Origin of the sequence: Sphingomonas sp. NFX23 (assembly GCF_049887795.1) — a bacterium.
In the GTDB taxonomy this organism is placed as follows: domain Bacteria; phylum Pseudomonadota; class Alphaproteobacteria; order Sphingomonadales; family Sphingomonadaceae; genus Sphingomonas.
The window spans coordinates 25,705-38,004 of record NZ_JAGEKH010000009.1; the positions used below are offsets into that span (position 1 = coordinate 25,705).

Sequence of the window (12,300 nt, forward strand, 5' to 3'; positions counted from 1 at the left end):
CAGTCTATCCACCGTTTCGACGGAGGATCCTTCGATCGACGGGGTCGGGACCGCTGCTATCGGTTCCGGCCCCGTCTTCGTAAGCGGAAACCGTCGGCGTCAGCCGAGCCAATTCTCCACACGAAGACCCCGTATACGGGTGAACTCGCCGACATTAGCGGTGACCAGCGTGGCACCCAGCGCATAGGCGTGAGCTGCGATCAGGAGGTCGTTGGGGCCGATTGGTTTGCCAGCGGCTTCAAGCTCGGCGCGGATCCCACCATATTCGGCGTCGGCCGGGACATCGAGCGGAAGGATCTCGAGCCCGTTCAGAATGGCTTCGACTTGCTGGAGCAGGCGAGGGGACCCCTTACGGGCGCAACCATAGCGCAGTTCGGCCGCGGTGATGATGCTGACACACAGATTGTCGCTCCCGATCTCGACGATCTTGTCGAACACCGCGCCTTGCGGATTTCGAACAAGATCGGAGACGATGTTGGTATCAAGCATGTAGCGTGAACCGGTCACAGATCGACGGCCCTAAGCGGGAGCAGCGTAGCATCGAGGTCCTCTGGAAACTGATCCTCAGAGGCGAGGGGGGTTAGCCCTTTCAGGATGTCGAGAAGACGGGCCTTGGGTTCGGGTTCGATGATAAGCTTGTCGCCTTCCTTATGGATAAGCACGCGGCTTCCCGAAAATTCGAACTCGGCGGGAATTCGCACTGCCTGACTGCGATTGTTGCGAAACAGCCTGGCTTCGCGCACGTCGAAATTAGCAGATGTCTGGGTCACGACGCCTCCTTTGTATATGCCATGTATATACCTTGTTGGGCTGACGTTATCAATCGCGATGAGCGATGGCGTCGTAGTTACGTCCGTGTCGTCCATCTCAGGTGGCCTCGGCGTGGGAAGCGCGTAGCTTTATGCGGTCCTGGCCTGGGTTGCTGCTTGAGACGGCGAAAGCCGGAACCAAGCCTTGCAAAATCAATACCGAATATCCGCTAACTTACTAATTTAACATAAGATATATTATCGATCCGAGCGGTCCTCATGGCCCTGAGCCATGCCAAGGCCGTTCGTAGAGCTACCGCTGTCGTAAGCGACGCGCCTTCGATCTCGACCCGGTGAAGCCCAACTCGATCAGGTTGGCAATGCGCGCATCACGCGCCGAAACGCTGGTCTCGCCCAGCACGACGACCACGATACGCCGTCCTCGACGCATCGCCGACGCTGCGAGATTGTAGCCGGCGTCGGACGTGTACCCGGTCTTGATGCCGTCGACGCCTGCAAGCCGGCCGAGCAGATGGTTATGATTGGCAGTGCGACGCGATCGCCACTGGATCGTACGCTTGCTGAACCGGGCATATTGCCGCGGAAAGCGCCTGACGATGGCGCGCGAAAGCTTCGCCATGTCGCTCGCCGTCGTCACGTTCCCGGTGCTGGTCAGCCCGGATGCGTTTGCAAACCGGGTGTTCCGCATCCCAAGCTGGCGTGCCTTTGCCGTCATCAGTCTGGCAAATTTCGGCTCACTACCGGCAATGCGTTCGGCGACGGCAACGGCCAGATCGTTCGACGAAATCGCTGCAACAGCATCCAGCGCCTTGCTGACTGTGATCCTTCCACCCGCGGCTATACCTAAATGCGTCGCCGGCTGGCGCGCCGCCCGGCGGGAAATCGGCAAAGCGTCACTTGGTCGTAAGCGGCCATCGGCCAGTGCTTCAAATGCGAGATAGAGCGTCATCAAGTTTGTCAGTGACGCCGGTCGTCTCGCTGCATCGGGTGCCTGTGAAAACAGAACGGTACCGGTTGAGGCATCAACGACGATCTCAGATACACGTGATTGGGCATCTGCAGCCTGCACAGGCAGGCCAAATGCCAAGCCGGCAGCGATAAGACCGATCTGCAAACGCAGTAGGGAACTGAAAAACATGCCGAAGTTGGAATCCTCAATGAGCATTGAAGATGCCAACCCGGACCTGACTGCCGCCTTAAGCGGCACGCTTAGAAGGACGCTCCGGAGCTACCGCTACTCGAGGTCACTTGCTTTCACTGTTATCAGATTGGCCGTTGGCCGAAGCTCGGCAAGATCGGCGCAGATATCGAGAATTTCGTCGCTGAACCGCTCGAACAGTTCCAGCGCGTCATTGTCTGGTTCGTCGCCACTCACTTCACGCAAAACGGCGTACTTCACGGCAAAATCGCGGTCGTCGCTATCGATTTCGGCAGTAAACTCGACCTGCTTTTCGCTGTCGTTGTCGATCAGGCTGTCCTGATCAATCGTGAGACGGTTCGCCATGTATCACTGCTTCCTTGGTTGGCAGGCTCCCCTGCCCGAAGGCTACTGAGCGCGCAAACTCAGCAAAGGCTGATCCCGCGGTACGTCGCATCGCCCACGATGATCTTGGCAGTGCCCGGCCCGACGATCGTGTTCACCTTCCCCAGCGTCGTATCGATCGTGTCCCCTGGAAATATGATCTCAACCACATGGGAGTTTGCGACCGGGAGGCCATCAGCGTCGATTACCATCGGCGCAGGTAGTAGCTGAACACGATAGGCAGGTATGTCGGAATTGGTCATGAGGCCTTCTCCAACCTAGTGGATTGGTGTCAATGCCCAGGGGCTGCGGCGTAGAAACCGTTTCAGCACGAGGCAGGATTAATCGCCTTCGCGTAACATAACTGCGATTAAGTCGGGCAAGTTAATCATGCACTTGGCACATGACCACCAGGCCTTATAGGCATGGCTCTCTTAATCATCGACGCAATCTCGAAAGTCAGGTTCATGCAAGTCATCGTCCGCGACAACAACGTCGACCAGGCTCTTCGCGTTCTAAAAAAGAAGCTGCAACGCGAAGGCGTGTACCGCGAGATGAAGCTGCGTCGCCATTTCGAGAAACCGTCGGAGAAGCGCGCTCGCGAACACGCCGCGGCCGTTAGCCGGGCGCGAAAGGCTGATCGCAAACGCGCCGAAAAGGATCAGTAAGCCCCAGGGTTTGGACAGACCGTCACCGTGTTAGTGCGTGCTGTTTGCTCAGGCGGCGAACGACGGAAACAAGCTTGGCCATTGCCGGGTCACGGATCGGCTCTGCGAGGCGCATCTCACGGCTCCGGCCATCAATCGTCAAACCGACTGTATACGTGCGAGCATCCGGCCTCGCGACATCAGTCGAAGGCTCGCAGCCGAAAAAGTCAGCCTGGTCGGCCAGGCTGGCGAGTTCCTGGCGCTCTGGCGTCGCAAGGTCGCCGAACGAGATCGTTTGTTCCTTTGCCAGCCCCGGGAAATGGGCAAGACCGCCCTCGATCCGTACCCGGGCTTCGCCCGTCACGGTCTCGTCGCAAGCCTTGCCCATCTGCATCAGATCACTCCAACCGTTGTCCATGCCTCGGCGACGGCTGTCGTCTCGGCGCTGTCCGTGCCGTGCAAACGCACCGCAACGTCAATGGTGACGCGGGCAAAGCCGGCGAAATCCGTGTTGGCCCTCGTATTGGGGTCCAAGAGTGCGCTGTACCATATCCGCCCAGCGCGGTCCCATGCGTTTCCGCCGATCGCCGTCGCGGCCAGATAGAACGCCCGGTTGGGGATACCGGAGTTGATGTGCACCCCGCCATTATCCTGATTGGTGCGGACGAAATCGTCCATGTGGCCGGGCTGCGGGTCCTTGCCGAGAACAGGATCGTCATAGGCCGTGCCGGGCTCCTTCATCGACCGCAACGCGACGCCTTTGACCGCAGAAGTCAGCAGTCCGGCACCAATGAGCCAGTCCGCTTGATCGGCCGTCTGGCCCAGCAGCTTCTGCTTCACCAGGCTGCCGAACACGTCGGAGATGCTCTCGTTAAGCGCGCCCGACTGATTGAAGTAGGCGAGCCCAGCTTCCTTCTCGGTGACGCCGTGCGTGAGCTCGTGACCAATAACATCGAGCGCGATCGTGAAGCGGTTGAACAGCTCGCCATCGCCATCGCCGAACACCATCTGGGTGCCGTCCCAGAAGGCGTTGTCGTAGTCCTGATCGTAATGGACCGTGGCATCGAGCGGCAGCCCGACATCATCGATCGAGTTGCGCTGATAGGCCTCCCAGAACAGCTCGAACGTTGCACCGAGACCGTCATACGCCTCGTCGACCGCGATATCGCCCGTTGGTCCCTCCCCTTCGCGCCGCACGACCACAGATCCCGGCGCTTCAGGTTCGCCTCCGGCGTCTCGGATCGTGCGGAGTGGACTGGGCACAGTGATGTTGCCCGCAGCCGACCGCCGTCGGGCAATATCTCCGGTGACGGGCCCCGCGGTGCTGGCCCGGACGATCCGGATGGTCGGGTCGATCATCAGGCTGTGCATTGCCATGGCCCGCAGCGCAGGTGAGCCGTTCTCGGCGATCTTGGAGAGGATGTAGGGCGGCAGGATGCAGTGAAGCGAATGCCGATGCGTGGACATGCACATGATCGTGTCTCCTTATCGATTAGCGGCGGGAGTGGCGAAGCGCGAAGGGTACGAGCGCGACCCACATGATGGTGATGAAAGCGAGAAACTGGCTGGTCTGCGCCGGGCCGCCCGAGAGGTAGCCAAACCCGCCTAGCGAGGCGGCGTAGAGCTCGAACGAAATGACCGACACGCCGATTGCCAGCACATCGGCATCTCCCCCACTCTCCTCCTGCGTTCCGAACCAGCGAAGCGCGATGACGAACAGCGTGATGATGGCGATCAGGATCAAGCGAATGACGATGTCGGTGCCAGCAATGCCTATGGCGAGGGGGTAAAGCGTTACCGCTTCAACCGGGAATAGCTTCACAAGACTAGTGTAATATGTCTCGGGGGTTGGATCAGGCCGGCGCCCGGGTCTTACCAACGGCGTTGATGATCGTCGAAGCCGCAGCGCGCCGCGCAGGGCTGATCGCGAGGGCGCCACCCCATCATTGGTAAACGCCGCAATCGCGCGCTGTACGGCTGCCGCGTACCGCGACACCTCGGCATCGCTGGGTGTAAGTGCCGCGCCGATCATCGTCGCCTGTTCGCAGCGGTCCAGGATCATCGCGAATGCCGGTCGGTCCACGGCCTCGGGGCTGTGCACCGAAGCGAAGCGATCGCGTTCGTTACCGAGCGCCGTGCGTAAGCCGAATATCGTATCGAAGAAGCGCGGGAGATAGCGGGGGTTCTCGGTCAATGCTTGAAGCTGATCGATCAGCGCGTCAGCCACCTCCATGGCCTCGGTGAAGGTGGTCATCGGATCCTCCTCAGACGGGGGTGGCGATCGATGCGATCAGTCCGAGCGCTCGGGTGATGCGATCGATATTCATTCGAGCCGCGGCGCGGCGCTGCTGCGGCGACAAGCGGCCTGCCAACGCATCCCGCAGCCCGGCTTGCGCTTTTGCGGTGAGATCAATCGCGTCTGTCACCTCAGCCGCCCGTACGGGTCCCTGCTTCGCGGCCTCGCGGGCGGCAAAAACACGGATCGCAAGCTGCTCGCGCTGTTCGGCCGTCAAACTGGTGCGATTGCGAAGGTAGGTTCGGAACAGCGCGTTACCGTAAAGATCGTCGGCGTTGCGCGCCGCCCCCCTGCCCCAAGTCGTGACCTGTACGGACAGCGATGCAAGTGCGCGATCGACTACGGCGCCGCGGTCGACAACCAACGCACGTACATCGCGGGCTTGCCGCGCTTCGCGCGCCAAGTCGTTAGCGAAGGCGATCAGTGCAATGACACTCTGCCCTTGTTCGCTGGCGATGGTCGCATTGACGTTCGGCAGGTCGGTGCCGGCGACGAAGTTCGTGAAGCGGGCTAGCCGGTCGGCCTGATCGGCAAACGCGGTGATTTCGGCCGACACGTCGGTCTTGAGGGCGTCGAGGATAGCCGCCAGTGCATCGGCATAACCGCCAATCGCAGCGAGAAGTGCGATGCGCGGCTCCAGCACCGCTCGCGGGCTGCTGCCGATGTCGATCTCGAACGTCGTGTAGCCAACGGCCGGCGTTCCACCCGCGAGGCATAGAGGTGCAGGCGGAGCCGTGGGCGTGATCGGTACCTGGATGCGAAGCGGTGTCGCTGGGAGACAGCTGGGATCGCTCGCTACCAGCGCCGCAGCAGCCTCACGACGGCGTCGCTCGATAGCGTCGAAGTAGATCGTCGTGGCCGAGACCGCCTCACGGCTTCGGGCTTGGACGGTCCCGGCGGTTTCCAGTTGGATCGCGTTCGTCGCACATCCCGTCAGCAGCAGCGGGCCTGTCAGTAGGGGCAGAAGGGAAAAGGCGCGGTAGCGCATAGCGGTCTCCTTCGGTCTTTCGGGCATCATGCCCGTAAACTACGATTCTCTCTTCCTTTTCTGCGCCGCGGGATCGTCCGCGCACGCGAACGGTCCGCTGGCCGATCGCGCGTACGAACAGCTGTGATGATATTAACGACACTGGTGATGAGCGCTGCGATACCCATAAGCATCGGGCCGTCGATCATGTCGGTCATTGTCCGACTCTCCTTGTTGATCCGACCGTTGATGTTCCATATATGTTCTTTGTGGGACAGCGCTATTAGCGGCCGTTACAGCCTAATATCTTCGGCCTCGGTAATCAGCACCCGGACGACGTCGCCGGTCGCCTTCTCCTCGTTCGAAAATCCGTCAAATTCCCGCAACGACCCAAAGACGAGGTTCGTCAGGCCTTCTATCGCGAGGACTGATCGCTGATAGGTCTTGAATGCTCCGAACAGGAGCGACTGCGCATCCAGGTCGACATCGTGATCGATCAGATACGCGGAGGCCGATGGACGACCATCGTCATGGACGAAGGCTACGACCTTCCAATAGGCTAGCGGGATGGCGACGCCGCGATAGACAGGATCGTTCTGTCTGAAGACGGGCCCCGTAAAGACGGTCGCACGCTCGCCGACCCGTCGCGTGTTACCGAGGATGTAATCCTCGAGGCTTAGCCATGATCGCTGATTGAAAATGGAGAGCTGCGGCGCACAGTTGGTGAAATGGAAGGTGTCGCGGTTGGCGACGCTTGCGGTCGGCCCCCAGTTGGGATCCTCGCGGCGCACGAGATGACCGCGATCGAAGTCGTTATGGGCATAAAGCTCATCCCCCGCCTGGGCCTCTTCGGGAATGCGTCCGTCGAACGCCCACGGATCTCCGCCACGCGGTACCGAGACGCTGGCGCTTCCATCGATATTGACGGCGGTGAACAGGGCTAGACGACGGCTTTTCGACATGACGACCGAGAAATGCTCGTAGTCCAAGCGACTACCATCGCTCTCGGGAACTGACAGAACGTCCTCGGCGATGGCCGTCGCGTCAGGAAGCGACACCCTAAATTCGGTAAGAAAGTCTTCGAGGTAACCCGCCCGCCCACGGAACGTGCCTGGTTCGGACGTCCTGACCCCCTCCGGTTCGAACGGCAGCAAGCCAGAGTTCGAACGCCACAGCTGCTGAAGGTCCGCCAAGCGGGGTCGATATGACAGGTTGATCATGGTGATCCTCTTTCTCTCGCTTCCATCAGTGACCAGTATGCTTGCTCCGCGGCGTCGTTGTTACATCCGGATGGGACGGCTCAGGATCAAACGCCTAAGGGCGCGAAGCGGCGAACTCGCGGCATCTTGTGCGGCACCGCCCGGCTTTTCACAGCATCAACCCTACCGGATCACGGCTCTGGGAGGCCGCGTTGTAGCCGCGTTGCCACGCAGCGCGTAGACGACTGCCGCGCCGGCCGCTGGGGCTATCGTTACCCATGACGAAGCAGCGCCATCCCGCTTTCTGGGCTTCCCACAAATCGTCCACCGGCTGCGGTGAAAGCAGCACCATAAGGTCCAGACGACGTTCCTTCACGGTCTTGGCGGCCATGTCAGAGGTCCTAGCGGATCATGATCGTGAGCACCCGTCGGGTCTTGCTGGCGTCACTGGGATCTTCCGACCCATATTCGAGTGCGGCGTCGTAATAATCGATTTTGAAGTAGACCGTCGTGCCCTCGAACTCGAAGTTGCCACGGTCGCGCTCGCCCGCATCTGTTTCGGTGAAGACATGGCGACGCACCGCGGCAAACAGCCTTGCCTGCACCACAATCTCTATGGCCCTGTCCCCCGAAGCGAAGGTGCCGAGACAGGTCCTGGTCACCATGATCCGGGCGGTACGGTCTATTCCCTGTCGGCAACGGTCGTTGAGACGGGCGATAGCTGCGAGACGCGTCTCGGCGCTCGCCAGCGAAGGCTGTGCGATCATATCAGTATCCCTTGGTTAGATCAGGCGGCGATCAGCGGGCGCTCAATCGCAGTGACGCCGGCGTTGAAGCGGTCGATCCAGTTCCGCATCGTTGGGCGTTCCTCCAACGGAATCGAGGCGGCGACGTCCTGAAACCGGATCAGGTCGGTCGGCGCGGTGTTCCAGATGCGGTCGACTTCGTGCGCGGGCAGCAGTCCCTCGTTCCGGATGAAGTCGGTCATCCGGCCCGGCCGTGCTTTCGTGCCCTTGCGCCAGAGCCCCTCCACCTTCGTCAGCCGCGGCGCTGCACGGGCCTCGACCAGGACGATCAGGCGCAGACACCATCGCGGCAGGTCCCGGATTTCTTGTGGCTTGTTCGCGATGCAAAGCCAGCAGCTTGATTTGGGCGGCACCGGCAGGCCTTCCGCGACGATCCTCGCGGTGCACCTCTCACGATCCCATCCCCATTCCCGCAAGGGGTACTCGCAGTCGTAGAGTGGATCGTCGATCGACAGGGCATGGTTCGCGCGTGCCGTGTCACGCGGGCCGGCATCGTAGCCGATCAGCCGTTTGACCCGTTGCCCTCTGTCCCAAGCGTCGATCGCCGGCTTCCAGGTGGCAAGGAAGGCGTCCTGCGGCGCCTTTTTGTATTTGAGGCTGCAGCTGGACCCGCCGAATGATTTGCTCGGCATCGTCGCGTTCGTCAGACACATCTCCAAGAGACCGTAATAAGGCGGCCAATGCTTGAAGCGTTTCGGCAGATACGACACGATCTCGTGGTGGATCCCGCGTGCGTCCATCCACGGACGGATGACGTCGAGATAGGCATAGGTCGCCGGTTTCTCGACGCCGGTATCTGCGGTCAGGACCAGACCGATCTTTTCGCCGCGGGCGATCTTCTCAATCAAAAGGGCGGTGCTGTCGACGCCGACACCGTAGGCGAGGACGACGGGCGGAGGAGGCGGGCTATCCATTTTACGTGGCCTCGGGCGTGCGTTCCGCGACGATGACCGCCAGGCCGTCGCGTGTCATCGTGATCGTTACCGTCCGGTCGGATGGGACCAGCCACGGATAGGAAGACAGCAGCGACCGAACACGGACCTCGATCGCGGCGTCGCTGCCTTCGAGGATACCGACAACGCGCTCGGTTGCGTCCCGGATGAAGCGGTCTCGCTGCGTATCGTAACTGTCAGCGTCGCCGTCGCCAGCCGGATCGAACGCCGATTGTTTAGCGATATCGACGACGTCATTGGTAGCCAGCTCAGTCCCGCGCCGGATAAATATCGCGAGATCGTCGATATGGCTCGAGAGATCATGGTCCGCGGCAAACGCGATATCAGCCGCGCATCGGACATCGACGTAGGCGCCGGCATGGGACACCGTCGCAATCAGATCCAGCATGTCGACATAGCCGTTATCGACGTCGGCCGGAGCACCGGTTTCAGCGTCGATCGCAAAACAGCGGCCGTCCTGGATCACCTCGAAGCCGATCATGTCGACGCGGGCCAGTGTGTCGTACCAGCGATAACCGGCAAACGCCGGCTCTTCGCCGACTAGCGCGCCGCCAAACGGGGAATGGCGTGCTATCGCCAGCGCGGCCGGCTGGGCAATCAAAGCGTCGATCTCCGGCATGATGACCATCGACATGTCCGAGACACGCGTGCCGCTTAGGTAATTTTCGCCGCTGTCGGCATGAGGCGCGACCCAACCGAGAAGATACGGCTCGGCTTCGGCGATTTCGATGCCGATCGAGCGTGCTTTCGACCATTCGTCAAAAGCCAGCCGGTGCGTGGGCTGTGCGGCGATCGTGCGGAAGATGGCTGCTGTGACCGCGGTCTGTAACTCGTCGAGCGCGGCATTCTGCACGGCTTCCTTGCGTGCCGGCAGGACCAGTTGGATCGCAGGGCAGTCGACTATATCAACGCGCGCATTCCAGGTTTGCCCGCGGCCGACCTCGCCGATACCAATCATCGGAAGCGGAATGGTGACGCCGTGGAAATTTAGGCGTGGATCGCCACGCCGGGTGCGCGCCGAGTCCTCGCGGAAGACGCCGATCCTGCATCCGTTCCACTCCTCGACCAGGATCGCACCAGTGAGCCAACTTTCCTGTTCAATCCGCTCGCCATTGAAGGTTACCGGCAGCGGGTAGTGACGTGCGACCTGCCGGACGGCGTCGTCCAGGCCGTCGAACCATTCAGGTGGTATCCGCACCGTGATCGCGGTGCCGCGCGCTATGGGGTCATTGGAGACGACGATTGGCCGGCTGCTTTCCCATGCGCCCGCAGGAATGTGCGTCATCCAACCCTGCCGTTCGGGCTGTGACCAGGACCGAATAATGACGTCGCGGCCCGCGAGACTGAACACGCCCATACCGGCGGGATCCTCGCTTTTCTTGGTTTCCTCTGACCATCCCGACCGGCCGAGCGTCACGACCGCAGCCGGATCAGCGATACCGCTGCCATCGTCGACGATGTGGATCAGCCGGTCGCCGTGACTGCCGGCGGTGGTGATCGTGACCCTGCTGGCACCGGCGCGACGTGCATTCTGGAGCAGCTTGCTCAGGACGTCGTGTGCCGATCCATTGAAAAGGCGGCCGACCTTGGCAATGGTCTCGGGCGCAACGCTGGTGGCGATCGTGGCAGGGAGCATGGCAGTGTCCTCAGGCTCGGCGGGGCCATTCCCCGCATCTGCCTGTCACTTCCCCCTCCCTCTTTGAGTCTCGAGCCTACTTGGTCGGCTTGGGTAAACTGCGATCACGGCACCTCTGTCCGTTCCGCGGACGTTCAGCGCTTAGGCGTAGCGACACTCGTCGGATGCGAAGACTGACCAGAGGTGAGCCTCCGCATCGATCAGGTGGTCGAAGCTCCGGCTGGTGTTGCCGACGTCGACGATCCAGTCGGTCCCATGCGCCTGGACGAAGCCAACCGAGTAGACGCGGCCTGCGCCATCCGATGGTGGGATTGTCGCCAGATCGTGACCCGCTGCGGCCAGGCTTGGCACATCGCGCCCCGTTACACGCCAGGTGTCGAACCGGGCTGCCTCGTCCGAGGCCGTCAGGTAATAGCGGGTGGCGACTTCCCAGGAGGCGTTGACGTGAGTGAGGTCGTTGCCGAGAGCATCGGCATCGCCATTCCCGACGATCGCGGGCGTGCGTGTAGCTTGCCACGCCGCCAGCATGACCATGTTGGCGTCGAGGAAGTTGTGCGACGCACAGACACCAGCTGCGATCGTCTGGTTCCGTAGGCGCATCTGGCGCCACTCATCCGGATCGAGCTGTTCTGCGAGACCGTGCGCGAATGCGCAGGCGAGTGTCTCGATCGCAATATGCTCAAGGGCTTCGGCATAGTCGTCATCCGCATAGGCGACCGTCAGTTCGCCGACTGCGTCACGCCGGCTAAAGGTGAACCTCGCGCTCTCCGGGAATTCGCGCATCGCCGGCTGTTCGTAGTCGATCCAGATCTGTGCGGCCTCGCCCATCGGACCGACGCAAGGTCCGAAGCTCGGTGCCGTTTCGTGCCGCCAGCTCATCTCGGACCATTCCGGCGGGATCGGCACCATCGTGTCGATCGCATAGTCGGGAAAGAACGACGGCCACGTCGGGATTACCTCGTGGGTGGTGAACCCGTGGGACAGGCAAACCAGACCTTCGGTAATGCCTAGCCGTCGGTATCCCTCGATCGTCTCGGCATCACCATCGGCGCCTTCGATCAACTCAGCTAGCACGTAGGGCCATGCCGAGACCGGCACCCTGACGTTTAGGAAGCCGTTCCAGGTCGTGTCATCGGTGAAGCCGGGGAACGTGGCTCCCTCCCCGAACGACCACGCGATCGGACGCAGACGATTGTCCTGTCGAGTGGCGTCCATGGCCTCGGGGCGGACGTCTAAATGGGCCAGTGCGCGGGCAAACGCGGTGCGGTGCTGAAAGCGGCCGAGCGCCGACAGGACGTCGACATAGGAAGAGCGTGCCTCCTCGGTCTGGAACTCGTGTTCGGTTGCATCGCGGGCGGAAAGATATTCCCGGGCAAGTGTCACCGGGTCGGTCCGGATCGTGTCGGCGAATGTTGCGATGTGGCGAGTGCGCATGAGGGAAGGATCCTGTCCGGCCTATTCCGGTCTCCCTCCCCTCACCCCTCTCCTCTCCCGTGCCGCCCTG

The 12,300-nt window shown here is 61.5% G+C and carries 17 protein-coding genes; 1 reads left to right on the forward strand and 16 read right to left on the reverse strand.

All coding sequences use genetic code 11. The features are described 5' to 3' along the window. Window positions 1-99: 99 nt before the first annotated feature. From J4O76_RS21110 to J4O76_RS21130, 5 genes are all read right to left on the reverse strand, one after another. Window positions 100-489 (reverse strand): type II toxin-antitoxin system VapC family toxin, encoded by a 390-nt coding sequence (locus J4O76_RS21110; RefSeq protein ID WP_426284032.1) that lies wholly within the window; start codon window positions 487-489, stop codon window positions 100-102. A 14-nt stretch (window positions 490-503) separates the two neighbouring features. Continuing rightward, window positions 504-770 carry an antitoxin gene (locus J4O76_RS21115; RefSeq protein ID WP_353444341.1) on the reverse strand — a complete coding sequence of 89 codons (267 nt, stop codon included), beginning with the start codon at window positions 768-770 and terminating at the stop codon, window positions 504-506. A 292-nt stretch (window positions 771-1,062) separates the two neighbouring features. Beyond that, complete coding sequence (locus J4O76_RS21120) at window positions 1,063-1,935, reverse strand: D-alanyl-D-alanine carboxypeptidase family protein (RefSeq protein WP_426284033.1); 873 nt, start codon at window positions 1,933-1,935, stop codon at window positions 1,063-1,065. Between the two features lie 69 nt (window positions 1,936-2,004). After that, on the reverse strand, window positions 2,005-2,274 hold the full coding sequence (locus J4O76_RS21125) for a hypothetical protein (RefSeq protein ID WP_426284034.1): 270 nt from the start codon (window positions 2,272-2,274) through the stop codon (window positions 2,005-2,007). Between the two features lie 59 nt (window positions 2,275-2,333). Beyond that, entirely contained in the window at window positions 2,334-2,555 is a 222-nt protein-coding gene (locus tag J4O76_RS21130; protein WP_426284035.1) for a hypothetical protein, read from the reverse strand. Window positions 2,556-2,759: 204 nt separating this feature from the next. Between J4O76_RS21130 and rpsU the strand changes: the two genes are divergently transcribed. After that, complete coding sequence (gene rpsU / locus J4O76_RS21135; RefSeq protein ID WP_056483632.1) at window positions 2,760-2,960, forward strand: 30S ribosomal protein S21; 201 nt, start codon at window positions 2,760-2,762, stop codon at window positions 2,958-2,960. A 22-nt stretch (window positions 2,961-2,982) separates the two neighbouring features. Here the strand turns inward: rpsU and J4O76_RS21140 are convergent, their stop codons facing one another. From J4O76_RS21140 to J4O76_RS21190, 11 genes are all read right to left on the reverse strand, one after another. Beyond that, window positions 2,983-3,333 (reverse strand): protealysin inhibitor emfourin, encoded by a 351-nt coding sequence (locus J4O76_RS21140; protein ID WP_426284036.1) that lies wholly within the window; start codon window positions 3,331-3,333, stop codon window positions 2,983-2,985. Next, window positions 3,333-4,412 (reverse strand): M4 family metallopeptidase, encoded by a 1,080-nt coding sequence (locus tag J4O76_RS21145; RefSeq protein ID WP_426284037.1) that lies wholly within the window; start codon window positions 4,410-4,412, stop codon window positions 3,333-3,335. Before J4O76_RS21145 ends, J4O76_RS21140 begins: the two co-directional genes overlap by 1 nt. A 19-nt stretch (window positions 4,413-4,431) precedes the next feature. Beyond that, entirely contained in the window at window positions 4,432-5,193 is a 762-nt protein-coding gene (locus J4O76_RS21150) for a hypothetical protein (RefSeq protein WP_426284038.1), read from the reverse strand. Between the two features lie 10 nt (window positions 5,194-5,203). After that, on the reverse strand, window positions 5,204-6,223 hold the full coding sequence (locus J4O76_RS21155; protein ID WP_426284039.1) for a hypothetical protein: 1,020 nt from the start codon (window positions 6,221-6,223) through the stop codon (window positions 5,204-5,206). Between the two features lie 26 nt (window positions 6,224-6,249). Next, entirely contained in the window at window positions 6,250-6,420 is a 171-nt protein-coding gene (locus tag J4O76_RS21160) for a hypothetical protein (RefSeq protein WP_426284040.1), read from the reverse strand. Between the two features lie 75 nt (window positions 6,421-6,495). Continuing rightward, window positions 6,496-7,422: a DNA/RNA non-specific endonuclease gene (locus J4O76_RS21165; protein ID WP_426284041.1), complete on the reverse strand. Its 927-nt coding sequence runs from the start codon at window positions 7,420-7,422 to the stop codon at window positions 6,496-6,498. A gap of 148 nt (window positions 7,423-7,570) precedes the next feature. Then, window positions 7,571-7,792, reverse strand: coding sequence for a hypothetical protein (locus J4O76_RS21170; RefSeq protein WP_426284042.1), 222 nt, complete (start codon window positions 7,790-7,792; stop codon window positions 7,571-7,573). A gap of 10 nt (window positions 7,793-7,802) precedes the next feature. Further along, window positions 7,803-8,168 (reverse strand): DUF3768 domain-containing protein, encoded by a 366-nt coding sequence (locus J4O76_RS21175; protein ID WP_426284043.1) that lies wholly within the window; start codon window positions 8,166-8,168, stop codon window positions 7,803-7,805. Window positions 8,169-8,188: 20 nt separating this feature from the next. Further along, window positions 8,189-9,121 carry a hypothetical protein gene (locus tag J4O76_RS21180; protein ID WP_426284044.1) on the reverse strand — a complete coding sequence of 311 codons (933 nt, stop codon included), beginning with the start codon at window positions 9,119-9,121 and terminating at the stop codon, window positions 8,189-8,191. 1 nt (window position 9,122) lies between these two features. Further along, a complete protein-coding gene (locus J4O76_RS21185; RefSeq protein ID WP_426284045.1) occupies window positions 9,123-10,796 on the reverse strand; it encodes an ATP-binding protein in 1,674 nt (557 codons plus the stop codon). A gap of 141 nt (window positions 10,797-10,937) precedes the next feature. After that, window positions 10,938-12,230, reverse strand: a complete 1,293-nt coding sequence (locus tag J4O76_RS21190) for a hypothetical protein (protein WP_426284046.1) — start codon at window positions 12,228-12,230, stop codon at window positions 10,938-10,940. Window positions 12,231-12,300 lie beyond the last annotated feature (70 nt).

Bases quoted from the DNA above. Each gene is read 5' to 3' on its own strand.
- J4O76_RS21110 (WP_426284032.1), bottom strand. From the start codon at position 489: ATGCTTGATACCAACATCGTCTCCGATCTTGTTCGAAATCCGCAAGGC.
- J4O76_RS21120 (WP_426284033.1), bottom strand. From the start codon at position 1,935: ATGCTCATTGAGGATTCCAACTTCGGCATGTTTTTCAGTTCCCTACTG.
- J4O76_RS21125 (WP_426284034.1), bottom strand. From the start codon at position 2,274: ATGGCGAACCGTCTCACGATTGATCAGGACAGCCTGATCGACAACGAC.
- J4O76_RS21130 (WP_426284035.1), bottom strand. From the start codon at position 2,555: ATGACCAATTCCGACATACCTGCCTATCGTGTTCAGCTACTACCTGCG.
- rpsU (WP_056483632.1), top strand. From the start codon at position 2,760: ATGCAAGTCATCGTCCGCGACAACAACGTCGACCAGGCTCTTCGCGTT.
- J4O76_RS21140 (WP_426284036.1), bottom strand. From the start codon at position 3,333: ATGCAGATGGGCAAGGCTTGCGACGAGACCGTGACGGGCGAAGCCCGG.
- J4O76_RS21145 (WP_426284037.1), bottom strand. From the start codon at position 4,412: ATGTGCATGTCCACGCATCGGCATTCGCTTCACTGCATCCTGCCGCCC.
- J4O76_RS21150 (WP_426284038.1), bottom strand. From the start codon at position 5,193: ATGACCACCTTCACCGAGGCCATGGAGGTGGCTGACGCGCTGATCGAT.
- J4O76_RS21155 (WP_426284039.1), bottom strand. From the start codon at position 6,223: ATGCGCTACCGCGCCTTTTCCCTTCTGCCCCTACTGACAGGCCCGCTG.
- J4O76_RS21160 (WP_426284040.1), bottom strand. From the start codon at position 6,420: ATGACCGACATGATCGACGGCCCGATGCTTATGGGTATCGCAGCGCTC.
- J4O76_RS21165 (WP_426284041.1), bottom strand. From the start codon at position 7,422: ATGATCAACCTGTCATATCGACCCCGCTTGGCGGACCTTCAGCAGCTG.
- J4O76_RS21170 (WP_426284042.1), bottom strand. From the start codon at position 7,792: ATGGCCGCCAAGACCGTGAAGGAACGTCGTCTGGACCTTATGGTGCTG.
- J4O76_RS21175 (WP_426284043.1), bottom strand. From the start codon at position 8,168: ATGATCGCACAGCCTTCGCTGGCGAGCGCCGAGACGCGTCTCGCAGCT.
- J4O76_RS21180 (WP_426284044.1), bottom strand. From the start codon at position 9,121: ATGGATAGCCCGCCTCCTCCGCCCGTCGTCCTCGCCTACGGTGTCGGC.
- J4O76_RS21185 (WP_426284045.1), bottom strand. From the start codon at position 10,796: ATGCTCCCTGCCACGATCGCCACCAGCGTTGCGCCCGAGACCATTGCC.
- J4O76_RS21190 (WP_426284046.1), bottom strand. From the start codon at position 12,230: ATGCGCACTCGCCACATCGCAACATTCGCCGACACGATCCGGACCGAC.